Annotated in this window: 19 protein-coding genes; 9 read left to right on the plus strand and 10 right to left on the minus strand. The window is 74.3% G+C overall.

Features of this window, described 5'->3' with window-relative positions; translation table 11 throughout:
* Positions 1-8: 8 nt before the first annotated feature.
* Entirely contained in the window at positions 9-1,892 is a 1,884-nt protein-coding gene (ggt, locus tag IG69_RS0116400) for a gamma-glutamyltransferase (protein WP_030529255.1), read from the plus strand.
* On the opposite strand, the gene IG69_RS0116405 is transcribed toward ggt, so the two are convergent.
* Positions 1,883-2,488, minus strand: a complete 606-nt coding sequence (locus tag IG69_RS0116405; protein ID WP_030529256.1) for a class I SAM-dependent methyltransferase — start codon at positions 2,486-2,488, stop codon at positions 1,883-1,885. The genes ggt and IG69_RS0116405 overlap by 10 nt on opposite strands.
* A gap of 93 nt (positions 2,489-2,581) precedes the next feature.
* On the opposite strand from IG69_RS0116405, the gene hflX reads away from it, so the two are divergent.
* Positions 2,582-4,045 carry a GTPase HflX gene (gene hflX / locus IG69_RS0116410; protein ID WP_030529257.1) on the plus strand — a complete coding sequence of 488 codons (1,464 nt, stop codon included), beginning with the start codon at positions 2,582-2,584 and terminating at the stop codon, positions 4,043-4,045.
* A 222-nt stretch (positions 4,046-4,267) separates the two neighbouring features.
* The gene (locus IG69_RS21240) at positions 4,268-5,365 is read left to right on the plus strand and encodes a GNAT family N-acetyltransferase (protein ID WP_030529258.1); all 1,098 of its coding nucleotides are present in this window, start codon (positions 4,268-4,270) and stop codon (positions 5,363-5,365) included.
* Here the strand turns inward: IG69_RS21240 and IG69_RS0116420 are convergent.
* Positions 5,358-7,061, minus strand: coding sequence for a formate--tetrahydrofolate ligase (locus IG69_RS0116420; RefSeq protein WP_245616180.1), 1,704 nt, complete (start codon positions 7,059-7,061; stop codon positions 5,358-5,360). The two genes, IG69_RS21240 and IG69_RS0116420, sit on opposite strands and share 8 nt — an antisense overlap.
* A gap of 162 nt (positions 7,062-7,223) precedes the next feature.
* On the opposite strand from IG69_RS0116420, the gene IG69_RS0116425 reads away from it, so the two are divergent.
* On the plus strand, positions 7,224-9,497 hold the full coding sequence (locus tag IG69_RS0116425) for an ATP-dependent DNA helicase (RefSeq protein ID WP_036830472.1): 2,274 nt from the start codon (positions 7,224-7,226) through the stop codon (positions 9,495-9,497).
* 6 nt (positions 9,498-9,503) lie between these two features.
* Here IG69_RS0116425 and IG69_RS0116430 read toward each other — a convergent pair whose 3' ends face one another.
* Complete coding sequence (locus IG69_RS0116430; protein ID WP_051750675.1) at positions 9,504-10,067, minus strand: P-loop NTPase family protein; 564 nt, start codon at positions 10,065-10,067, stop codon at positions 9,504-9,506.
* 65 nt (positions 10,068-10,132) lie between these two features.
* Between IG69_RS0116430 and holA the strand changes: the two genes are divergently transcribed.
* Both holA and rpsT read left to right on the plus strand, forming a co-directional pair.
* Positions 10,133-11,128: a DNA polymerase III subunit delta gene (gene holA / locus IG69_RS0116435; protein WP_030529262.1), complete on the plus strand. Its 996-nt coding sequence runs from the start codon at positions 10,133-10,135 to the stop codon at positions 11,126-11,128.
* A gap of 199 nt (positions 11,129-11,327) precedes the next feature.
* Positions 11,328-11,588, plus strand: a complete 261-nt coding sequence (gene rpsT / locus IG69_RS0116440; protein ID WP_030529263.1) for a 30S ribosomal protein S20 — start codon at positions 11,328-11,330, stop codon at positions 11,586-11,588.
* Positions 11,589-11,661: 73 nt separating this feature from the next.
* On the opposite strand, the gene IG69_RS0116445 is transcribed toward rpsT, so the two are convergent.
* Together IG69_RS0116445 and IG69_RS0116450 are read right to left on the minus strand one after the other, a co-directional pair.
* Positions 11,662-12,513 carry a lysozyme gene (locus IG69_RS0116445; RefSeq protein ID WP_030529264.1) on the minus strand — a complete coding sequence of 284 codons (852 nt, stop codon included), beginning with the start codon at positions 12,511-12,513 and terminating at the stop codon, positions 11,662-11,664.
* Positions 12,514-12,672: 159 nt separating this feature from the next.
* Positions 12,673-13,227: a type II toxin-antitoxin system PemK/MazF family toxin gene (locus IG69_RS0116450; RefSeq protein ID WP_036830474.1), complete on the minus strand. Its 555-nt coding sequence runs from the start codon at positions 13,225-13,227 to the stop codon at positions 12,673-12,675.
* 102 nt (positions 13,228-13,329) lie between these two features.
* Between IG69_RS0116450 and IG69_RS0116455 the strand changes: the two genes are divergently transcribed.
* A complete protein-coding gene (locus IG69_RS0116455; protein WP_030529266.1) occupies positions 13,330-13,686 on the plus strand; it encodes a DUF2200 domain-containing protein in 357 nt (118 codons plus the stop codon).
* Between the two features lie 22 nt (positions 13,687-13,708).
* On the opposite strand, the gene IG69_RS0116460 is transcribed toward IG69_RS0116455, so the two are convergent.
* Positions 13,709-14,710, minus strand: a complete 1,002-nt coding sequence (locus IG69_RS0116460) for a phosphotransferase family protein (RefSeq protein ID WP_030529267.1) — start codon at positions 14,708-14,710, stop codon at positions 13,709-13,711.
* A gap of 241 nt (positions 14,711-14,951) precedes the next feature.
* Between IG69_RS0116460 and lepA the strand changes: the two genes are divergently transcribed.
* Together lepA and IG69_RS0116470 are read left to right on the plus strand one after the other, a co-directional pair.
* On the plus strand, positions 14,952-16,808 hold the full coding sequence (gene lepA / locus IG69_RS0116465; protein ID WP_030529268.1) for a translation elongation factor 4: 1,857 nt from the start codon (positions 14,952-14,954) through the stop codon (positions 16,806-16,808).
* Positions 16,805-18,007, plus strand: coding sequence for an MFS transporter (locus tag IG69_RS0116470; protein WP_051750677.1), 1,203 nt, complete (start codon positions 16,805-16,807; stop codon positions 18,005-18,007). The genes lepA and IG69_RS0116470 overlap by 4 nt, the downstream gene beginning before the upstream one ends.
* A gap of 115 nt (positions 18,008-18,122) precedes the next feature.
* On the opposite strand, the gene IG69_RS0116475 is transcribed toward IG69_RS0116470, so the two are convergent.
* From IG69_RS0116475 to IG69_RS0116490, 4 genes are read right to left on the minus strand one after another with little or no spacing between them, the layout of a single operon-like run.
* Positions 18,123-19,817: a CopD family protein gene (locus IG69_RS0116475; protein ID WP_030529270.1), complete on the minus strand. Its 1,695-nt coding sequence runs from the start codon at positions 19,815-19,817 to the stop codon at positions 18,123-18,125.
* Positions 19,814-20,473, minus strand: coding sequence for a copper resistance CopC family protein (locus IG69_RS0116480; protein WP_051750678.1), 660 nt, complete (start codon positions 20,471-20,473; stop codon positions 19,814-19,816). The genes IG69_RS0116475 and IG69_RS0116480 overlap by 4 nt, the downstream gene beginning before the upstream one ends.
* On the minus strand, positions 20,470-21,030 hold the full coding sequence (gene lepB, locus IG69_RS0116485; RefSeq protein ID WP_169742088.1) for a signal peptidase I: 561 nt from the start codon (positions 21,028-21,030) through the stop codon (positions 20,470-20,472). Before lepB ends, IG69_RS0116480 begins: the two co-directional genes overlap by 4 nt.
* Positions 21,027-22,733 carry a multicopper oxidase family protein gene (locus tag IG69_RS0116490; RefSeq protein WP_030529273.1) on the minus strand — a complete coding sequence of 569 codons (1,707 nt, stop codon included), beginning with the start codon at positions 22,731-22,733 and terminating at the stop codon, positions 21,027-21,029. Before IG69_RS0116490 ends, lepB begins: the two co-directional genes overlap by 4 nt.
* Positions 22,734-22,769 lie beyond the last annotated feature (36 nt).

Here is a 22,769-nt window from a genome sequence, read left to right on the forward strand (position 1 = left end):
GTGCTGTGATGGGGACCACATCCGCCGTCGCACCCGTCCGCCCACGCCGCCTCGCGGCCGCCGGCCTCGCCCTCGGCCTCGCGGCGGCGCTCGCCGCCGGTGCGCCGTCGGCGCAGGCCCACGGCGGACCCGGGCACCCGGGGCACGGGGGACCGCCCCCGGTCGGGCACGAGCTGCCCAAGGTCGCGGTGATGACCGGCTCGGGCGGGGCGGTCGCCAGCGTCGACCCGGTGGCCAGCCAGGTCGGCATCGACGTCCTGCGGGCCGGCGGCAACGCGACCGACGCCGCCGTCGCCACGGCGGCCGCGCTCGGGGTGACCGAGCCGTACTCGACCGGCATCGGCGGCGGTGGCTTCTTCGTCCACTACGACGCGCGCCGGCACCGGGTCCAGACCATCGACGGCCGCGAGGCCGCGCCCGCCACGTACGACGCGAACCAGTTCCGGGCGCCCGACGGCACCGCCCTCGACTTCGCCACGGTCGTCGGCTCCGGCCAGTCGGTCGGGGTGCCCGGCACGCCCGCGACCTGGCAGCGGGCCGTGGACCGGTGGGGCACACGGAAGCTCGGCACGCTCCTGAAGCCGGCGGAGGAGATCGCCCGTCGCGGCTTCGTCGTCGACCAGACCTTCCACGACCAGACCGCCGACAACGCCGAGCGGTTCTCGGTCTTCCCCGCGACGGCGCGCGTGTTCCTGCCGGGCGGCGCGGCGCCGGCCGTCGGGTCGGTCTTCCGCAACCCCGACCTCGCCCGCGCCTACCGCGAGCTGCGCACGCACGGCGTCGACAGCCTCTACCGCGGGCGCCTGGGCGACGCCGTGCTGGCCGCCTCGCGTCGTCCGGCCACCGTGCCGGGGACGAGCGTCGCCGGGGGCGAGCTGACCCGCGCCGACCTGCGCCGCTACCGGGCGCTCGACAAGGACCCCGTCCACTCCCGCTACGACGGGCGGGACGTCTACGGGATGCCGGTGCCGAGCAGCGGCGGCATCGCCGTCGCCGAGATCCTCAACCTCATCGAGGCGTACGACGCCCGGACCGGTACCCCGACCTCGCGCGTCGACGAGGTGCAGTACCTCCACCGCTTCTCCGAGGCCTCCGCCACGGCCTTCGCCGACCGCAACCGGTACGTCGGCGACGTGCGCGGCGTCCCGGCCCGTCAGCTCGTCTCGCAGGCCTTCGCCGACGAGCGGGCCTGCCTCTTCTCGGGCACCGCGGCGATGGCCCGCCCGGTGCCCTTCGGCAGCCCCGACGGGGACTACGCCGGGTGCGACGACGGCTCGGCCTCCGGGGTGCTGCCGCACGACGGGATGTCGACGACCCACCTCTCGGTCGTCGACCGCTGGGGCAACGCCGTGTCCTACACCTCGACGATCGAGCAGACCGGCGGCTCCGGCATCACGGTGCCGGGCTGGGGCTTCCTGCTCAACAACGAGCTGACCGACTTCGACTTCGTGCCGGTCACCCCCGGCGTCCCGGACCCCAACCTGCCCGGCCCCTCGAAGCGGCCGCGCTCGTCGATGGCGCCGACCATCGTCCTGCACGACGGCCGGCTCGAGCTCGTGGCCGGCAGCCCCGGCGGCGCGACGATCATCACGACGGTGGCCCAGGTGCTCTTGGGGCACTACGAGCGTGGCCTGACGGTGAACCAGGCGCTCCAGGCGCCGCGGCTGTCGAGCCGCAACGGGACGAGCGAGCAGGCGGAGCCGGCGATCGCCGGCGGCCCGGCCGGGGCCGGCCTGACCGCGCTCGGACACCGGCTGTCGCAGACGTCGGAGATCGGGGCGGCGACCGCCATCAGCGTGATGCGCGACGGGCGCTACACGGCCGTCGCCGAGAAGGTGCGCCGGGGTGGAGGCTCGGCCATGGTCGTGCGGCCGCAGGGGCGTCAGCCCTGACGGACCTCGAGCACACGGAACCCCTTGACCGAGGTGCGCCGGGTGCAGGGCATCCCGAGCTCGTCCTGCACCCAGCGCTGGAGGCTGTCGGAGCCGAGGTTCTTCTGGACCACGAGCGAGGCGACACCGTCGGGCGCGAGGCGGGGGAGCCAGGTGCCCAGGAGGTCGTGGAGCACCGCCTTGCCGACGCGGATCGGCGGGTTGGACCAGATGACGTCGAAGCGCACGTCGGCGGGGACGGCGTCGGCGGTGCCGGCGCGCACGCCGTCGAGGCCGAGGGCGGCGGCGTTGCGGCGGGTGAGGTCGAGGGCGCGCTCGTTGACGTCGACCGCCCAGACCGTCGCGGCCGGCGAGCGCAGCGCCAGGGTGAGGGCGACCGGCCCCCAGCCGCAGCCGAGGTCGAGGAACGTCCCGGCGGGCGGGGGAGCGGCGACCTCGTCGAGGAGCACGGCTGTGCCCTTGTCCAGACCACCGGGCGAGAAGATGCCGCGGGCGACCTCGACCTCGACCGACCGCCCGGCGAGGCGGACCCGCAGGGGGCGTCGCTCGGCGTCGCTCGCGGGCTGCGCGGTGAAGTAGTGCTCGTGCTCGCTCATCGGGTCGAGAGGCTAGCGGCGACGCCCTCGCGGGCGTGAACCGGAAGAATGCGGTCGCCTCCGGGCGTTGGACGGTGAGACCCTAGGGAGAACATGACTGGACGACACACCATCACCGGGCGGGCCGCGGCGCTCGCCGACTCCACCCGCCTCGACGACGCCGGGTTCGTGCTCGACGACGAGGCCTTCGACTACGACGGCGACCAGTACGACCGCGAGGAGCGGGCCGCGCTGCGCCGCGTCTCCGGGCTCTCGACCGAGCTCGAGGACGTCACCGAGGTCGAGTACCGCCAGCTGCGGCTCGAGCGCGTCGTGCTCGCCGCCGTGTGGTGCGACGGCACGCTCGTCGACGCCGAGAACTCCCTGCGCGAGCTGTCCGCGCTCGCCGAGACGGCCGGCTCCGAGGTGCTCGCCGGCGTCATCCAGCGCCGCACCAACCCCGACCCCGCGACCTACCTCGGCAAGGGCAAGGCCGCCGAGCTGCGCGACGTCGTCATCGCCGAGGGTGCCGACACCGTCATCTGCGACACCGAGCTCGCGCCGAGCCAGCGCCGCGCCCTCGAGGACGTCGTCAAGGTCAAGGTCATCGACCGCACCGCCCTGATCCTCGACATCTTCGCGCAGCACGCGAAGAGCCGGGAGGGCAAGGCGCAGGTCGAGCTCGCCCAGCTCCAGTACCTCCTGCCCCGCCTGCGCGGCTGGGGCGAGTCGATGTCACGGCAGGCCGGTGGCCAGGCCGCCGGCGGCCAGGGGATGGGCTCGCGCGGCCCGGGTGAGACGAAGATCGAGCTCGACCGCCGGCGCATCAACAGCCGGATCGCCAAGCTGCGCCGCGAGATCAAGGACATGAAGACGACCCGCGACACCAAGCGCGGGGGCCGCCGGGCCAACCGCGTGCCGGGCGTCGCGATCGCCGGGTACACCAACGCCGGCAAGTCGAGCCTGCTCAACCGGCTGACCGGGGCCGGGGTGCTCGTCGAGAACCAGCTCTTCGCGACCCTCGACCCCACCGTGCGTCGCGCCGAGACCCCCGACGGGCGTCTCTACACGCTCGCCGACACGGTCGGGTTCGTCCGTCAGCTGCCGCACCAGCTCGTCGAGGCCTTCCGCTCCACGCTCGAGGAGGTGGCCGACGCCGACCTGCTGCTGCACGTCGTCGACGGCTCGCACCCCGACCCCGAGGGGCAGATCTCCGCGGTCCGCGCCGTGCTCGCCGACGTCGACGCGACCGACGTCAAGGAGGTCATCGTCATCAACAAGGCCGACCTCGCCGACCCCGAGGTGCTCGACCGGCTGCGCCGCCACGAGAAGCACTCGATCATCGTCTCCGCCCGCACCGGCCAGGGGATGGACGAGCTGCGCGCGCTCGTCGCCGAGGAGCTCCCGCGGCCGGACGTCGACGTCGACGTGCTCGTCCCGTACGAGCGCGGCGACCTCGTCAGCCGGGTCCACGAGACGGGGGAGGTGCTCGAGAGCGAGCACGTCGCCGACGGCACGCGCCTCACCGCCCGCGTCGACCCCGAGCTCGCCGAGGACCTCTCCGCCTACACGGTCTGACCTGGTGATCTGCGGCGCGTCGAGCGCCGGGCGGGACCGGGTTCCGGCACGAGCTTCCGCGTCGTCACAGTGACGACGCGGAAGCCGGCCGTGGACGGGGATGCATCCCCGTCACGAGAAAACAACCGCGTCGTCACAGTGGCGACGCGGTTGTTCGAGCGGCCTCGTCCTGCGCTGCCCCCTGACGCTGCTGTTGCGAACAGTTTGCAATAGGGTGCCCGGGTGACGACCGCCCGCACCCTGCTCACCGACCGCCTGCGGCTGCGACCGCTCACGCCGGACGACCGCGACCTCTGGGTGCGGCTGCACACCGACCCCGAGCAGTACCCGTTCGCGCCGTGGGCCGTGGCCCGCACCACCGACGAGGCTTCGGAGAAGCTCGACCTCGCCCTCGCGCACTGGGTCGGGCACGGCTTCGGGTACGGCGTCGTCGAGGACCGGGGCTCTGGGGAGGCGCTGGGCGTCGCGGGGGTCATCCACGGCCGCGAGCGGCGCCACCTCAACCTCTACTACCGCTTCGACCGTCCGCACCACGGGCGCGGGCTCGGACCCGAGGCGGCGCGGGCCGTGGTGGCGGACGCGCTCGAGCACGGCCCCGCCCTGCCGCTCGTCGCCACCGCCCGGCCGGAGCACCTCGCGTCCACCCGCACCGCCGAACGGGCCGGCCTGACGCACGTCGGCGCCGCCGACGAGGGCGCTCTTCTGGCGGGGGTGCCGCCGGAGGTCGTCGCGCGCGCCCGGGCCGCCGACCCGGCCGACGTGCCCGCGCCGGTCGTGCTCGTCGCGCCGTCCGTCCACGTCCACCGGGCACCCTTCGACCCCGGGGTCCGCGCCGAGGTGCTCGACCTCTGGTGCGCCGTCAACGACGCCGGCGGCGCGGTGGGCTTCCTGCCCGGCGCGGCCCGCGGACGGGTGGCCGAGGCGCTCGCGGCGCACGAGGACTCGGTGGCCGACGGCCGTGCCGTGGCGGTGCTGCTGAGGGACCCGGTCGGGGCCCTCGTCGCGCTCGGCTGGTGGGTGGAGGGCCCGAACCCGCTGCTCGCGCACCGGCGGACGGCCTACCGCGTGATGTCGCACCCGGAGCGGCGCGGCCGCAACCTCGGCCGACTGCTCGTGGCCGCGCTGCACCGGGTGGCCCGCGCGGACGGCGCCGAGGTCGTCGAGCTGGGGGTCCGCGGCGGCACGGGCGTCGACGCGTTCTACGCGGGCCTGGGGTACGAGGAGGTGGGCCGGCTGCCCGGGGGCATCCGGGTGGCGCCGGGCGACGACCGCGACGACGTGTGGATGGCGCGCCGGCTCGACGGGCGCCGGCTCAGCTGAGGCCGACGATCCGCCCGTCGTCGTCGACGTCGATGTGCTCGCTCGCCGGCACCTTCGGCAGCCCCGGCATCGTCATGATCTCGCCGGTGACGAGGACGACGAAGCCCGCGCCGGCGGCCAGCCGCACCTCGCGGACCGAGACCGTGTGGCCCTCGGGGGCGCCGCGCAGGGTCGGGTCGGTCGAGAACGAGCTCTGCGTCTTCGCCATGCAGATCGGCAGGTGGCCGTAGCCCTCGGCCTCGACGGCCGCGAGCCGCTTGGCCGCCTTCGGCTCGAAGACGACATCGGTCGCGCCGTAGACCTTCGTCGCGACGGCGCGGGCCTTCTCGGCCAGCGGCATGTCGTCGGGGTAGACCAGCTGCATGTCGGCCGTCCCGCCCTCGATCACCTCGAGGACGCCGCGGGCCAGGGACTGGGCGCCCGCCGCGCCCTCGGCGTAGTGCGTCGCCTCGTAGGCCCGGAAGCCCTCGGCCTCGACGAGGCGCAGGACCTCGGCGACCTCGGCGTCGGTGTCGGTCGGGAAGCGGTTGAGCGCGACGACGGCCGGCAGCCCGTAGACGTCGCGGACGTTGCGCAGGTGACGGCGCAGGTTGGCCATTCCGGCGGTGACGGCCTCGACCGACTCGGGCCCGAGGTCGGCGACGGCGACGCCGCCGTGGTACTTGAGGGCGCGGACGGTGGCGACGACGACGACCGCCGACGGGCGCAGGCCCGAGGTGCGGCACTTGATGTCGACGAACTTCTCGGCGCCGAGGTCCGCCCCGAACCCCGCCTCCGTCACGACGTAGTCGGCGAGCCTGAGCGCGGTGCGCGTCGCCATCACCGAGTTGCAGCCGTGCGCGATGTTGGCGAACGGCCCGCCGTGGACCATCGCGGGCGTGTGCTCGAGCGTCTGGACGAGGTTGGGCGCCAAGGCATCCCGCAGGATGACGGTCATCGCGCCGTGCACCTTGAGGTCGCGGGCGTGCACTGGCTGCTTGTCGCGGGTGTAGCCGACGACGATGCGCCCGAGCCGTTCGCGCAGGTCGGCGACGGAGGTCGCGAGGCAGAGGATCGCCATCACCTCGGACGCGACGACGATGTCGAAGCCGTCCTCGCGCGGCACGCCGTTGGCGACGCCGCCGAGCCCGACGACGACGTCGCGCAGGGCGCGGTCGTTGAGGTCGACGACGCGCTTCCAGGTGATGGTGCGCGGGTCGATGCCGAGCGCGTTGCCGTGGTGGAGGTGGTTGTCGAGGACCGCCGAGAGCAGGTTGTTCGCGGCGGCGATGGCCGCGAAGTCGCCGGTGAAGTTGAGGTTGATGTCGGTCATCGGGACGACCTGGGCGTAGCCGCCGCCGGCCGCGCCGCCCTTGATGCCGAAGACCGGTCCCATCGAGGGCTCGCGCAGGGCGACCATCGCGTTCTCGCCGAGCGAGGCGAGGGCGTCCGCGAGGCCGACCGACGTCGTCGTCTTGCCCTCGCCCGCGGGCGTCGGGGAGATCGCCGTGACGAGGACGAGACGGCCCTCGGGGCGGTCCGCGAGCGAGCTGACGAAGCCGAGCGAGACCTTGGCCTTCGTGTGCCCGTAGGGGACGAGGTGCTCGGGGTCGATGCCGAGCTTTTCCCGCGCCAGTTCGACGATCGGGGTGAGCTCGGCGGCTTCGGCGATCTCGATGTCGGGCGGGACGGGGCGGGTCTGCGCACTCGTGGTCACGGTCGCCATCGTGACACCCGCCGGGCCCGCGCGACAAGGGAAGCGACGCGCTCTTCGCAACGCGACGCGCGATACGCAACACGAAGCGAGGGCTTCCGCCCGGCAGACGCTACCGGGGGACGGCCGCCGGGGCGCGTCGGGCCGACCGCCTAGGCTGCTCGGGTGCCCGACCTCGACGACCTCCTCCACGCCGCCGTCGGGGGCGTCGGCGGCACCGAGCGCCCCGGCCAGGTCGAGATGGCGCACGCGGTGGCCCGGGCCGTCGAGACCGGCGAGCACCTGCTCGTCCAGGCGGGCACCGGCACCGGCAAGTCCCTCGCCTACCTCGTGCCCGCCGTCCAGCACGCGATGGCCACCGGGAAGACCGCCGTCGTCGCCACGGCGACGCTCGCCCTCCAGGCGCAGATCGTCGACCGGGACATGCCGCGCCTCGCCGAGTCGCTGACACCCGTCCTCGGCCGCCGCCCGACCTACGCGCTCGTCAAGGGCCGCCGCAACTACGTCTGCCTGCACAAGCTCGAGGGCGGCTTCCCGGACGACGACGCCGACAGCCTGCTCGCGGTCGGCGACGTCGACCGCGCCGCCTCTCGCCTCGGGGCCGAGGTGGTGCGCCTGCGCGACTGGGCCGAGGTCACCGAGTCCGGCGACCGCGACGAGCTCGTGCCCGGTGTCTCCGAGCGCGCGTGGCGGCAGGTGTCGGTCAGCGCCGAGGAGTGCCTCGGGTCGCGCTGCCCGATGGTCGCCGAGTGCTTCGTCGAGCGATCCCGCGAGGCCGCGCGCGACGTCGACGTCATCGTCACCAACCACTCGTTCATGGCCATCGACGCCTTCGAGGGCCGCCAGATGCTGCCCGAGCACGACGTCCTCGTCGTCGACGAGGGCCACGAGCTCGTCGACCGCGTCACCTCGACCATCACCGACGAGCTGACCCCCGGGTCGGTGCGGGCCGCCTCGAAGCGCGCCGGGCGTCAGGCCGACTCCGCCGAGGCGCTCGACGACGCCGCCGCGCTCCTCGAGTCCGTCCTCGAGCCGATGCCCGAGGGGCGGCTCACCGCGGTGCCCGACTCGCTCGCGCTGGCGCTCGGACGCATCCGCGACGTCGCCCGCCAAGCGCAGACCGAGCTCAAGCCGCAGCAGGGCGAGGAGGTCGACGGCGCCAAGCAGGTCGCGCGCGCCGCCGTCGAGGACCTCTTCGAGACCGCCGCCCGGATGCTCGAGGAGCGCGAGCTCGACGTCGTCTGGCTCTCCAAGGACCCCCGCCGAGGTCCCGTGCTGCGGGTGGCACCGATGAGCGTCGCGATGCTGGTGCGCGACAAGGTCTTCGAGGACCGCACGGTCGTCATCACCTCCGCCACACTGGAGCTCGGCGGCACCTTCGACGCCGTCGCCGGCACCATCGGCCTGCGCGGCGAGGGCGCCCCGCGCTGGCGCGGCCTCGACGTCGGCAGTCCGTTCGACTACCCGAAGCAGGGCATCGCCTACGTCGCGAAGCACCTGCCGCCCCCGGGGCGCGACGGCACGGCGCCGCAGACCTTCGACGAGATCGAGGCGCTGGTCCGCGCCGCGAACGGACGCACCCTGGGCCTCTTCTCGTCGATGCGCGCCGCGCGCGACGCCACCGAGGAGATGCGGAACCGGCTGGAGGACACCGACATCGTCATCCTCTGCCAGGGCGAGGACCAGATCTCGACCCTGGTCCGCGAGTTCGCCCGCGACGTGCGCACCTGCCTCTTCGGCACGATGTCGCTCTGGCAGGGCGTCGACGTGCCGGGCTCGTCGTGCCAGCTCGTCATCATCGACCGCGTGCCCTTCCCGCGCCCCGACGACCCGCTGGCCTCGGCGCGCTCGCAGGCCATCGCCCGGATGGGCGGCAACGGGTTCATGGCCGTCTCCGCCACGCACGCCGCGCTGCGGCTCGCGCAGGGCGCGGGCCGGCTCATCCGCCGTGGCGACGACCGCGGGGTGGTCGCCTTCCTCGACTCACGGATGATGACCGCGCGCTATGCCGGCTTCCTCCAGCGCTCGCTCCCGCCCTTCTGGCCCACGGCCGACCGCGAGATGGTCCTCGGGGCGCTGCGGCGCCTCGACGAGATCGCGCCCCCGCCGCTGCCGGTCCTGGAGCCGACCCGGCGCGGGCTGACCGGCGCCGTCGCCGGCACGTCGATGGCGGCCGCCGCCCCGGTCGCCGGGGTCACCGAGGCCGACGAGCGGCCGGTCGCCGACGCCCCACCGCCCCCGCCGTCCTCGCGCACCGCCGTCACCGAGGGCCACGCGTGGACCGCGCAGGAGGACGAGGAGCTGCGTGACGGCGTCGAGCTCGGCTTGTCGCTCGGCGAGCTCGCCGAGTCGATGGAGCTGCCGCCGTCCGCGGTCGAGGCGCGGCTGACCGGCCTGGGCCTCGAGGCCGGGAAGGGCCCGACCCTCACCTTCGACTGACCACCGTCAGTCACTCGGCGAGGGTTCGAGCGCGGACAGCCACGTCTCCGTCCCCCGCGGGTCGGTGAACCGGAGCACCGGCGGGCCGTCGGGCGCGGCGCACATCGTGGCGACCTGCTGCTGCTTGCGCCGGAACGAGCGGTGGTGCCACGCGACGATCGAGTCGCGCGAGAAGGTCTGGCGCCACGACTCGACGTTGCCGCCGCAGATCTCCTCCCGGTCGACGAGCCGCCGCGCCGTGCGCCGGAGCAGGCGGCCCAGCGAGACCCGGCGCCCGTAGTCGAGCGCGACGACGAGGTCCGTGCGCTCGAGCACGAGGTCGCGCGTCGCGCTCCACAGGGAGTCCATGACCCACGCAGGACCCTCGACGTGGGGGCGCACGGCACCGACCTGCGCGGCCGGGCCGAGCTGCACCCATCCGGGCCGCCACATGAGGTCGTCCGTCGCGACGTGGGGGACCCCTGTGGCGGCCGCCAGCCGGGCGGCGAAGGTCGACTTGCCCGACCCGGTCACACCGACGACGACCACCCGGCGGTGGCGGGCAGGGTCGAAGGGGGCGTCGAGGAGCACCGGGGGATCGTAGGACGACTCGGGGGTGGACGCGCGGCGTCGGCGCCGGGTGGCAGAGTGGCGGCATGACCGAGGACGTCGTCGCCGTCGCGCACCGCGTGCCGCCCTTCGTGCTCGTCTCGGGGCCCGAGGGCATCCTCGCCGAGCGCGCCGTCGCGCAGACCCTCGACGACCTCCGCGTCACGAGCCCGGACCTCGAGGTCATCCGGGTGTACGCGGCGTCCTACCAGCCGGGTGAGCTCGTCCTCCACACGAGCCCGTCGCTCTTCGGCGGCGCCAAGTGCGTCGTCGTCCACGACCTCGACGAGGCCCCGGACGAGCTCCAGTCCGACCTGCTCGCCGTCCTCTCGGGGCCGGCCGAGCCCGACCTCACGCTCGTCGTCATGCACAAGAGCGGCCAGCGCGGCAAGAAGGTGCTCGACGCGCTGCGCGGTGCCGGCGCCCGGGTGCTCGACGCACCCGCGGTCAAGACCGACCGCGACAAGACCGACTTCGCGACGCACGAGTTCCGGCGCGCGCGGCGCAAGGCGACCCCCGAGGCCGTCCACGCGCTCGTCGAGGCCGTCGGCAAGGACGTCCGCGAGCTCGCCGCCGCCTGCCAGCAGCTCGTCGACGACACGACCGGCGTCATCGACGAGCAGGTCGTCCTCACCTACCACGGCGGCAAGGTCGAGGCCACGGGCTTCCGGGTCGCCGACGCCGCGCTCGCGGGCGACCCCGGCGAGGCGCTGCGGCTGCTGCGCCACGCGATCGCCGTCGGGGTCGACCCCGTCCCGATCGTCGCGGTGCTCGCCCAGCAGGTGCGCCAGCTCATCAAGGTCGGGTCCGCGGGCCGGGGGCGCCCGGCCGACATCGCCCGCGACGTCGGGATGGCCCCGTGGCAGGTCGACCGGGCCAAGCGGACGCTGTCGGGCTGGACCGCGGAGGGGCTCGCGACCTCGCTCCAGGCGCTCGCGGCGGCCGACGCCGAGGTCAAGGGCGGCGGCCGCGACCCCGTCTACGCCGTCGAGCGCGCGGTGCTGACCATCACCGCGCAGCACGGTCGGCACCGCGAGGGCTGAGCCCGCGTCACCCTCTCGCCCGCCCGTTTTGGCGGGGGTGCGGGCCGCTGGTACCTTTGTCGACTGCGTGCGCGTGTGGTCGCGCGCGCACGAGCACCACCCAGCGCGAGTCAACCACGGGTGCCCCACGCCCGGTCCCGACCCGCGACTGCCGCCCTCTAACGGCAACCGATTCCTCGACCGAAGGCACGATTTCACAGTGGCGAACATCAAGTCCCAGCTCAAGCGCATCAAGACGAACCGTCTCGCGACCGAGCGCAACAAGGCCGTCAAGAGCGAGTTCAAGACGGCCATCCGTCGCTTCCGCGAGGCGGCCGACTCCGGCAACGCCGAGCAGGCGCGCGAGGCGCTCAAGTTCGCGTCGACCAAGCTCGACAAGGCCGTGAGCAAGGGCGTCATCCACAAGAACCAGGCCGCGAACAAGAAGTCCGCGATGGCCAAGCGGGCCGCCTCGCTCTGAGCGGAGCAGCCCACGCCCGAGGGCCCGTCACCGATCCGGTGACGGGCCCTCGGGCGTCCGCGGGGGAGTCGGCTCAGCCGAGGGCGAGCCGGCGCAGCCCGGCGAGGTCGCCGTTGAAGCGGTCCTGGTCGAGCGGGCTGTCGGTCCACTGCCAGAACGTGTAGTAGCCCCAGCCGGCCGGCAGCGTGCCGACGCTCGTGCTGTACCGCGCGACCCACAGGGGGTTGGTCGTCGCGAAGGCGGTGCTGCCGCCGGTGCACTGGGTCCACCAGCTCGTCGCCGTGTAGATGACGGCGTCGCGGCCCGTGCGTGCCTTGTACCGGGACGTGAAGTCGCGGATCCACGACACCATCCCGCTCTGGCTCTTGCCGTAGCAGGTCGCGCCGTAGGGGTTGAACTCGATGTCGAGCACCCCGGGGAGCGTGCGCCCGTCGGCGCTCCAGCCGCCGCCGTGGTCGACGAACCAGTCGGCCTGCGCCGCACCGGAGGAGGAGTCGGGCAGGGCGAAGTGGTACGAGCCCCGGATCATCCCGACGTCGTACGAGCCGGTGTACTGCGCGCTGAAGGTCGGGCTGCGGTAGGTCGTGCCCTCGGTCGCCTTGACGTAGGCGAACTTCGTCCCCTTGGCCCACCATGACGCCCAGTCGACGGTGCCCTGCCACTTCGAGACGTCGATGCCGGGGGTCTGGGTGACGGCAGTGCGGGACGGCGCTGCGTCCGGGGCCACGCGCCGGGTGTCGCGGGCGGCAGACCACCCCATGAAGGCGTCGCCGGTCCGGTCGATGCCGACCGCGCGAGCCTGCGCGGTCGGGTGCGGTACGGGGGCGGCCTGCGCCGGGAGGGCGGCGACGAGGCCCGCGAGGGCGGTGGCCCCGGCGGCGAGGGCCGCGAGGCCGCTGCGTCGGGTCGTGCGGTGTGGTCGCATCGGTGGGTCTCCTGCGTCGGGGCTGGGGGAGCGCCTCGACGCTAGGACGGTGCGGGTCCGGACCGGGTCTGCCGGAGGTAAGGAGTTCCGCTCATCAGGTCAAGAGCGTGGAAATCTTCCGCTCCTGGCCAACGGGTGGGACGTTGCGCCCGCGACGGGTCAGCGGTTCGCGCGGACGGCGGCCGCGACCTCGAGGAAGCGGTCGCGGTCGAGGACCGCGCCCTCGCGGCGGACCGCGGCCGGGTCGACCCGCAGGACGCGGTTGACGCGCACCTCGCTCGGACGGCCCTGCCGGTCCCAGGCGCCGGTGCCGATGTCGACCCAGCGCCGCCCGGCCCGGCGCTCCTGCTCGACGTCGCGGTCGTGGTCCTTGCTCGTCAGCTGGAGGCCGAGCAGCCAGTCGGCATCGTGGCCGACGAGGAGGACCGGGCGGTCCTTGCCCTGCGTGTGGTCCTCCTCGTAGGGCACCCACGTCCAGACGATCTCGCCGGGGTCGGGGCGGCCGTCGGGGCGTGGCGCGTAGACCGGGTCGAGCGGGCCCGTGTAGTCGCCCGGGTAGCCGCCGGTCGGCCGGGTCGGTGCCGGCGGGCCGGAGCGCGGGGAGCGCTCCCTCGGAGTGGGGCCGTCCGCGCGGGGTGCACGCCGTGAGCCACCGCGCAGCAGCTCGCGGAGGGCGCCGTCGAGGACCGGGCGGAGGATGCGCTGCCACTGCATGGGCCCGACCCTAGCCGCGGACCGTGACGCGGCGGCCGAGGTCTCCTAGGCTCCGCAGAGGGCGGCCGCCGGGGCGCCGGCCCACGACGTGGAGGAGGACCCGTGACGGGACACCGCATCTTCGGGACGCCGTTCGCGAGCATCTACCCGCATTACGTCGCCAAGGCCGAGCGCAAGGGACACACGCGCGCCGAGGTCGACGAGGTCATCCACTGGCTGACCGGCTACGACGAGGCCGGGCTGCGCCGGGCGCTCGAGGACGAGCGCGACCTCGAGACCTTCTTCGACCGGGCTCCGGCCTTCACGCCGCACGCCGGGCTCATCACCGGCACGATCTGCGGCCACCGGGTCCAGGAGATCGAGGACCCCCTGATGCAGCGCATCCGCTACCTCGACCTGCTCGTCGACGAGGTCGCGCGCGGCAAGAAGATGTCGTCGATCAAGCGAGGCAGCACCTGACCCCTCCCGCGTCGGGAGCCGCTCAGCCGGTCAGGGACCAGCCACGACGGTGCGCGAGCAGGCGGGTCGTGGTGTCGGAGAAGAAGAGTGCGTGGGCCCGCAGGGCCTCCGTGCAGCCGGGGGGCGGGGGCGCGTCGAGGTCCTCGAGCATGAAGCCGACGAGGAAGGCCAGCACCGCGTCGACGTCGTCGTCGGCGGCGTCCTCGAGCAGGGGGGAGCGCTCGAGGTCGGTCAGGTCGATGCCGTGGTGGTGCATGAGCGGCCAGAGCGTGACGAGGTCGAACCACGCGGGACCGACGGCGGCCTGGTTCCAGTCGATGACGCGCATCCGGCCGTCCGGCTCGCGCAGGAGGTTGTCCGGGCGCAGGTCGAGGTGCGTCAGCGTGTCGCCGTGGACGGCGTCGAGGACCCGCGAGGCCAGTCGCACCATCTCGGCGGTCGCGGCCCGGTCGGGCACGGCGTGGCCCTGCGGCCAGGGCTGCGAGCCCTCCGCGAGGCGGCGCAGCGCGGGGACCGACGCGGTGGCGCCGGCGAGCTCGTCGCGGACGGTCGCCAGCCCGAGACCCTGCACGACGGGCGCGGGCGTGGCCGCGATCTCCCGGCAGGCGGCGTACGCCGCCGCCACGTCCTGCGGCGTCCAGGGGTTGCCCGGTCGGGTGCCCTCGACGAGGTCGAGGACGAGGACCCGCCAGCCGCCGCCGGCCTCGACGTCGGCGAGGCCCAGCATCCGCGGGGCGCAGGTGAGCCCGGTGAGCCCCGGCAGCAGCTCCGACTCGCGGCGCAGGGCACGCAGCAGGTGCGGGGTCGAGGAGCCGGCCGCCTTGACGAACACCGTCCGGCCGTCGGCGAGGTCGACGGCGCCGGCGAAGGCGCCGCCGAACCCCGAGCCCACCGGGGCGTGCGCCCCGGCGACGGCGCTGCCGGCCACCGCGGCCACCGCGTCGGAGACCGCGACCGGCAGGGTGTCGAAGGCGGGTCGCCGGCTCGTGCGGCCGTAGTCGACCTCGGGCACCGGGGGAGTCACCCGCCCACCGTGCCACGCGCCGGGTCCGGGCACGACCGGGTTCCCGCGCCGTGCCGGGGTGGTCGCGTCGTGCCGGGGTGGTCTCGTCCTGCCGGGGTGTCACAGCAGGGCGGCGAGGCGGGGTTGGGGCGGCAGGACAGCGTCGGGGCGGCAGGGCGCCGTCGCGTTCGGACCTGTCCGCCCGGCGTGGGAGACTGAGTGCACCGCCCGCTCGCCCCCGACCGCAAGGAACCGCGCACCCGTGTCACCCCGCGCCCGCACCGTGCTGCCGCCGCACGCGACACCGCCGGAGGCGATCCGCAACTTCTGCATCATCGCCCACATCGACCACGGCAAGTCGACCCTCGCCGACCGGATGCTCCAGATCACCGGTGTCGTCGACGACCGGGCGATGCGCGCGCAGTACCTCGACCGGATGGACATCGAGCGAGAGCGCGGCATCACGATCAAGAGCCAGGCCGTCCGGATGCCCTGGGAGGTCGACGGCGCGAGCCACGTGCTCAACATGATCGACACCCCGGGCCACGTCGACTTCACCTACGAGGTCTCGCGCAGCCTCGCCGCGTGCGAAGGGGCCGTGCTGCTCGTCGACGCCGCGCAGGGCATCGAGGCGCAGACCCTCGCGAACCTCTACCTCGCGATGGAGAACGACCTCACGATCATCCCGGTCCTCAACAAGATCGACCTGCCGGCCGCCCAGCCGGAGAAGTACGCCGAGGAGCTCGCCGGCCTCATCGGCTGCGAGCCCGAGGACTGCTTCCAGGTGTCGGGCAAGACCGGCGTGGGCGTCGAGCCGCTGCTCGACGCGATCGTCGCGCAGATCCCGGCGCCGACCGGTGACGCCGACGCGCCCGCCCGCGCGATGATCTTCGACTCCGTCTACGACACCTACCGCGGCGTCGTCACGTACGTCCGGGTCGTCGACGGCAACCTCAACCCGCGCGAGCGCATCGCGATGATGTCGACCAAGGCCACGCACGAGCTGCTCGAGATCGGCGTCATCAGCCCGGAGCCGGTGCCCGGCAAGGGCCTCGGCGTCGGCGAGGTCGGCTACCTCATCACCGGCGTCAAGGACGTGCGTCAGTCCAAGGTCGGCGACACCGTCACCAACGCGGCCAAGCCCGCGACGAAGGCCGTCGGCGGCTACCGCGACCCCAAGCCGATGGTGTTCTCGGGCCTCTTCCCGCTCGACGGCTCGGACTACCCCGACCTGCGCGACGCCCTCGACAAGCTCAAGCTCAACGACGCCGCGCTCGTCTACGAGCCCGAGACCTCCGTCGCGCTCGGCTTCGGCTTCCGCTGCGGCTTCCTCGGCCTGCTCCACCTCGAGATCGTCCGCGAGCGGCTCGAGCGCGAGTTCAACCTCGAGCTCATCTCGACCCAGCCCAACGTCGTCTACGACGTGACGATGGACGACGGCACCGAGGTCGTCGTCACCAACCCCAGCGAGTTCCCCGGCGGCAAGATCGCCGAGGTCCGCGAGCCGAAGGTCCGCACCACCGTCCTCGCACCGAGCGAGTTCATCGGCGCGATCATGGAGCTCTGCCAGGGCAAGCGCGGGACGCTGCTCGGGATGGACTACCTCTCCGAGGACCGCGTCGAGATGCGCTACACGCTGCCGCTCGCCGAGGTCGTCTTCGACTTCTTCGACCAGCTGAAGTCGCGCACCCGCGGCTACGCGAGCCTCGACTACGAGCCCGACGGCGACCAGGCCGCCGACCTCGTCAAGGTCGACATCCTCCTCCAGGGCGAGACGGTCGACGCGTTCTCGGCGATCGTCCACAAGGACAAGGCGTACTCGTACGGCCTGATGATGGCCGGCAAGCTCAAGGACCTCATCCCGCGCCAGCAGTTCGAGGTGCCGATCCAGGCGGCCATCGGCGCCCGGGTCATCGCCCGCGAGAACATCCGCGCCATCCGCAAGGACGTGCTCGCCAAGTGCTACGGCGGTGACATCAGCCGCAAGCGCAAGCTCCTCGAGAAGCAGAAGGCCGGCAAGAAGCGGATGAAGAACATCGGCTCGGTCGAGGTGCCGCCGGAGGCCTTCATCGCCGCGCTGACGTCCGACGGCGCCGGGGCCCAGGCCACCAAGAAGTGACGCCCGTCGCGCGCTCGGGCTTCCTCGCCGGGCACCGACGTTCACTCCTCGTCCCCTCCGCGGCGCTGCTGTGGGGCACGCAGTTCGCGTTCCTCAACCCGGCGATCGGCATCATCCTCGTCTCGCTGTACGGGGCGTCGGCGGGGGAGGTGGGGCTTGCGCTGGCCGCCTACAACGTCAGCGGCTTCGTCTCGACGCTCGTCGTGCCGACGCGGGCCGACCGGCGCGGCGACTACCTCGAGCCGCTGCTGTGGTGCGGCGGCTTCACGATCGCGCTGACGACGGCGCTGGCGCTCGCGACGACCCTGCCGCTGGCGGTGCTCGCCCTCGTGGCGCTCGGCGGACCCGCCGGGATCGCCATCGGCCTGCTCTTCGCCTACCAGCGGCACACCGGCGCGAGCGTGCAGCAGATCATGCGCACGCGCGCGGTGTTCTCGTTCGCGTGGGTCGGCGGCCCGCCGTTCGCCGCGTTCCTCATGGGTGTGCTCGGCCAGCGCTCGGTGCTGTGGGTCGTCGCGGCGCTGGGCGTCCTCGGCCTCGCGCTGACGCGGGTGATGATGCACGCGCACGCCACGTCGCCGCACGCGAACGCCGCTCCGCCACAGGGGGAGCCGATGGGCGTCGCGCTGCGGCGGCCCGAGGTGCTCGTCCTGCTCGGCACCTTCGTCGCGCTCGGTGCTGCGCTCAACGCCGCGGTCTCGTCGCTGCCGCTCCTCGTCACCGGCGAGCTCGGGCTCGACGTCGAGTGGAGCGGCATCGCGCTGGGGACGTGCGCCGCCCTCGAGATCCCGATCCTCGTCCTGCTCGGGCGCATCACGGCGCGCTTCGGCCCGCGGCGCGTCGTCGCCGTCGGCTGCCTGGCCGGGCTCGTTTACTACGCGGCGATGACGCTCGCGGCGTCGCCGGTCGTGCTCGTCGCCGGCCAGCTGCCCAACGCGGTGTTCATCGCGACGATGTCCGGGGTGGGGCTGACGCTCTTCCAGGACGTCGTCGGCCGGCCGGGGCTCGCGTCGTCGCTCTTCATGAACACGACGCGCGTCGGGGCCATCGTCGCCGGGCCGGTCATCGCGCTCGGTGGCTCGAGCGCGCTGGGGTACTCCGGGGTATTCCTCGGCTGCGGGCTGCTCGTCCTCGTCGGGATGGTGGTCCTCGTGACGCCGCGCCTGACCCGGGCCGCCACCGCCCGTCGCGCCGGCTGAGCCCGGTGCCGGGGCCGCGACACCCCGGTTCGTCCACGAGACCCCGGTTCGGAACCGGGGTCTCGTGGACATTTCGGGGTGCCCCCGAAATGTCGAGGCGGGAGGGGCGGGTGGGTCAGGGAGCGCGCTCGCCGATGCCGGTGCCCCGCACGGGGTCGGCCCAGTCGAGGGGGAGGTCGGCGAACCACTGGGGCGCGAACGCGTCGGGTCGGGTCAGGAGGACCAAAAGCAGCACGACGCCGAGCACGACGAGCAGGCCCGCGGCCCAGCGCCGGTCGCCACGCTCCCGCAGCAGCGCCGCGGGCAGGCCGGCCAGGGCCGCGCCCGCGACGAGGGCCGTGCCGACGGACTCCCGGGCCAGCGAGACCCCGAGCAGCGGGCTGCCGAGCACGACCCCGACGAGGAGGACGACCGGGAGCACGGCGTCGACGGGGCTGCGCGTGCCGCGTGGGAGGGCCCCGGGGAGCAGGTGGTGGGCCGCGCGGACGAGGAGCGGTGGGGCGAGGAGCGCGGCGGCGACGAGCCGGAGGCCGTGCACGGTGAGCAGCGCGCTGCCGTAGGCGCCCGGACCGCCGAGCAGCAGCCACGCCAGGACGCCCGAGGCGGCCAGGCCCGCAGCGAGGCCGCGCACGGCCGCCCGCGGGTCGACGCCCGGCCGGCTGGCGGCGAGCACGACGACGAGGACGAGCAGGGCCACCGCGACGACTCCGGTCGCGGACGCGCGGGGCTCGAGCAGCAGGCGCCACGGGGTCGGGGCGGGCAGCGCCCGGTCGACGGTCGTGACGCCGCCGTGCGGGAGGGCCACGACATCGGGTCGGGTCGGGGTCGGAGTGCGCCCCAGCGCGACCGCGGCCCCGAGGGCGGCGCCCATCAGGGCGGTCTCGACGCCGGCGAGCCGCCACCACACCCGGCTCGACCCACGACGCAGGGCCGGGATGCTCGCGCGGCGGTGGGTCGCGCCGAGCGCGAGGAGGACGACGAGCAGCGCGACCTTCGCCAGGACCAGGGCGCCGTAGGTGGTCCGCCACGCCTCGGCGACGGCCCCGAGGCGCCACCACGCCGAGAGCAGACCGCTCACCGTCACGAGGACGGCGGCGACGAGCGCGAGCCCCGAGAACCGGCCGACGGCGTCGGCGAGCGCGGGCGCACGTCCGACCAGACCCAGGCCCACCAGCCCACCGACCCACAGCACGGCGGCGACGACGTGCACGGCGGTGCCGACGCTGACGGGGACGTGCAGCTCGGAGGTCGCGACGTGGCCGGTCAGCGAGGTCGGGAGGACCGCGAGGACGGCGACGCCGAGGAGGGTGAGCGTCTCGGCGGGGGAGCGGACGAGCCGGCTGCCGCCGGCGACGACGGCGGCGAGGGCCGCCGTGACCATGAGGGCGCGGCCGCCCTCGAGGCTCGGCACGAAGGCCCAGACCCGTGCGGCCGTGAACGCCCCGGGCAGCGGGACGGCGAGCGCCTCGGCGGCCGCGGCGAGCATCCCGAGGAGGCAGGCCACGACCCACGCCCACGCGGCGATCCGGACCGCGCGCAGCACCCGCACCGGGGCAGGGGCGGCGCGCAGCAGCCAGGCGGGGACGAGGAGCCCGCCGACGACGACGACCGCGCAGACTCGCGCCGTGAGCCGGACGCCGGTCGCGAGGAGCGGCACGCCCGGTCCGGCGTCGGGCAGCGCCGAGGCGGGAGCCGCCACCGGGGTCGTGAGGGTGAGGACGACGAGGGCTGTCGCGGCGCCGAGCACCGCGGCCGCCACGACCGCGCGGCCGGGGGAGACGACCCGCAGGGGGAGGCCGGGGGCGGTCACGACGGCCTTCGTGCGGAGGCCCGGCGGCGCAGGACGGCGGGCCCGGCGGCGCCGAGCGCCACGAGCGCGGCGAGCAACGCCCACGCCAGCAGCGGGCCGCCGGTGGTCGGTGTGGTGGTGGCGTCCGGCCCGCCGGCTCCCTCGACCGCCGCCAGCGCGTCCACCGCGGAGCCCGCGGGCGCCGAGGGGGCGGTGTCCGACGGCGGAGACTTCGGCGCGGCGACGGCGTCCGAGGAGATGGGCTCCGGGGACGGGCTCGCCGCCGGGGCCGCAGCGACCTCGAACCGCAGCGTCCCGGAGACGGGGTGCCCGTCGTCGGCCACGACGCGCCACGCGAGCCGGTAGCGGCCGGCTGCGGCGGGCTCGGCGAGAGCTATCCGCACCGTCGTCCCCCGGACCGTGGGCGCCCGCAGGGAGGTGCGGCCCCCCGGGCCGCTGAGGGCGCCCACGGCGGTACCGGGGACGACGGGGTCGGCGAAGCGGAGGACGAGGGTGATCGGCGACCGGCGGAGGGTGCTGCCGTCGGCCGGGGTGCTGCTCTCCAGGCCGGTGTGCGCGGCCGCCGGCGTCGCCGTGACCACGGCGAGCCCGAGCAGGAGCAGCACCACGGCCAGCAGGCGCGGCACGCGACGCCGGCCGGGCGCCCGCGGCGTCACGGGGTGCCTCCGAGGGAGCCGAGCGGCCAGACGGTCGCGACGACCCGCCCGTGCAGGGCGGCGACGGCGACCGGGCCGAAGGTGCGCGAGTCCCGGGCGTCCGGTCGGTGGTCGGCGAGCACGACGACGTGGTCGGCCGGCACCCGCCCGAGCTCGGCGTACACCGAGTCGACGTCACCGGGGTCGACCCACGGCTCCTCGACCGGGACCCCGTCGACGGCCAGAACGCCGTCGAGGATCGCGACGTCCTCGCCGGCGACGGCGGCGACCCGCTTGACGAGCAGGCCGCTGCCGTCCGGCGCGTCGAGGAGGACGACGTCGCCGCGGTGGTAGCCGCGCAGCAGCGGACCGACGTGGTCGACGAGGACGTGCGAGCCGGCGTGCAGCGTCGGCTCCATGCTGGCCGTCGGCACGAGCACCGGCTCGAGCGCGAGCCGCCCGACGAGGACGACGAGGGCCAGCACGAGGGCGAGGTCCACGACCCGGCCGCGCCGCCGGACCGGGGCCGGTGTGGGGGCCGGCCGCGCCGGCGGGGCCGCCGCGGTCACGGTGCTCACCACGCCGGGTCGGCCGTGATCGGGTCGCACTCGGGGTCGTGGTCCGGGTCGCCGACGCTGAACTGCATCATCATGTCGTGGTCCTCGTGGACCAGGTTGTGGCAGTGCATCATGTAGCGGCCCTTCGGCTCCTGCCACCCGTCCCCGGCGGACGGCCCGGCGAAGCGCATGGCGACCCGCACCGTCTCGTTCTCGCCGACGTACACGACGTCCTTGCCGCCCTTCTCGTGGGGCCGCACGAGGCTCGCCTGGCCGTTGCGCGAGAGCACCTGGAAGTCGACGAGGTGGATGTGCACCGGGTGGAACCACCCGCCGGAGGTGTTCGCCAGCTCCCAGATCTCCACCGCGCCCTGCTCCGGCTCGGCCATGCAGTGCGTGTAGTCGCTGTCGACGACGTCCTGCCACGTCTCGCCGTTGATCGTCCAGTGGCCGTTCGTGCGGACGAAGGCGAAGCGCCGCTGGGTGACCCCCCGGGCCAGCAGCCCGGCCTCGGTCCACGTCATGCACTCCTGCGGGGGGACGGCCGAGTTCCAGAGCGTCGGCACGGCGTTGTTCTCCGTGCTCTGCACCGACGTCTCGGGGCCGACGACGAACTGCATCGCGTACAGGGCCGTGGCCTCGGCGACGTTGTTCTTCGGCCCGAGGTTCTTCAGCGTCAGCTTCACGGGCGCCTGTCCGGGCTTCTGCGCGTAGGGCGCGAAGTCGATGACCACCTCGTAGCGCTCGGCCATCCCGTGCCGCAGCGACGAGACGACCTGCGGCTGGGGCATCAGCCCGGCGTCGGTGCCGATGACCGTCATCGGCACGGCGCTCTTGCCGTCGTGCAGCTGCCACTCGTACGAGCGCGACACCGACGCGTTGAGGATGCGGAAGCGGTACTTGCGCGGCTCGACCTGCATCGCCGGCCAGGGCACGCCGTTGACGAGGACGATGTCGCCGAAGGCGCCCGACTCGCTGTTGTCCTCGTAGATCAGGCCGCCCTTGGTGTCGAGCATGACGTCCTTGACGATCATCGGGACGTCGTAGCGGCCCTGCGGGATGCCGAGCGACAGCTCGACGTCGTCGTGGAGCACGTACATCCCGGCGAGGCCGTTGTACGCGTTCTGCGAGGTGTGGTGCACGCCGTGGTCGTGGTACCAGAGGGTGCGCGCCTCCTGGCAGTTCGGGTAGACGTAGCGCTTGGTCCGGCCGGGCAGCGTGACGTCCGAGGCGTAGCCGTCGTACTGCGGCAGCGAGGCCGACCCGTGCAGGTGAGTCGAGGTCCACCGGTCCATGGGGTCGCTGGAGTACCGGGACGGCACGGCCGCGTTCGGGGCGCTCGCGGGCGGCTGGTGCAGCAGGTTCGTCTGGTGCACGACGATCGGGCGCCCGCGCCGGTTGACGATGGTCGGGCCCGGGGTGACGCCGTTGTAGCCGAAGAACGGCGTCTTGAAGCCGGGCATGATCGACGCGACCGAGAAGGTCTGGGCGATGTCGTAGCGGTCGTAGGCGCGCATCTGCCCGTCCGAGCACGCGACCTCCTGCGACTCGGTCGGCGAGAGGACCGGCGGCACGACGAACGGGAGGGTGAACGGCTTCACCATCTTGCTCGTCGGCATCCGGTTGACGATGGTGCCGGCGAACGCCATCCGTTCCAGCGGGAGGGCCGCGAGGGCTCCTCCGACGACGCCGAGCTTGAGTGCATCACGACGGGTGATTCCCATGGAAAGTTCCTTGCCTTGCCCACGGATCCTGACGGG

The sequence above is a fragment of the Phycicoccus jejuensis genome, from assembly GCF_000720925.1.
Taxonomy (GTDB): Bacteria; Actinomycetota; Actinomycetes; order Actinomycetales; family Dermatophilaceae; genus Phycicoccus; species Phycicoccus jejuensis.

Coding starts and splice junctions, on each gene's coding strand:
- ggt (WP_030529255.1), top strand. CDS start 9: ATGGGGACCACATCCGCCGTCGCACCCGTCCGCCCACGCCGCCTCGCG.
- IG69_RS0116405 (WP_030529256.1), bottom strand. CDS start 2,488: ATGAGCGAGCACGAGCACTACTTCACCGCGCAGCCCGCGAGCGACGCC.
- hflX (WP_030529257.1), top strand. CDS start 2,582: ATGACTGGACGACACACCATCACCGGGCGGGCCGCGGCGCTCGCCGAC.
- holA (WP_030529262.1), top strand. CDS start 10,133: ATGACCGAGGACGTCGTCGCCGTCGCGCACCGCGTGCCGCCCTTCGTG.
- IG69_RS0116445 (WP_030529264.1), bottom strand. CDS start 12,513: ATGCGACCACACCGCACGACCCGACGCAGCGGCCTCGCGGCCCTCGCC.
- IG69_RS0116450 (WP_036830474.1), bottom strand. CDS start 13,227: ATGCAGTGGCAGCGCATCCTCCGCCCGGTCCTCGACGGCGCCCTCCGC.
- IG69_RS0116490 (WP_030529273.1), bottom strand. CDS start 22,733: ATGGGAATCACCCGTCGTGATGCACTCAAGCTCGGCGTCGTCGGAGGA.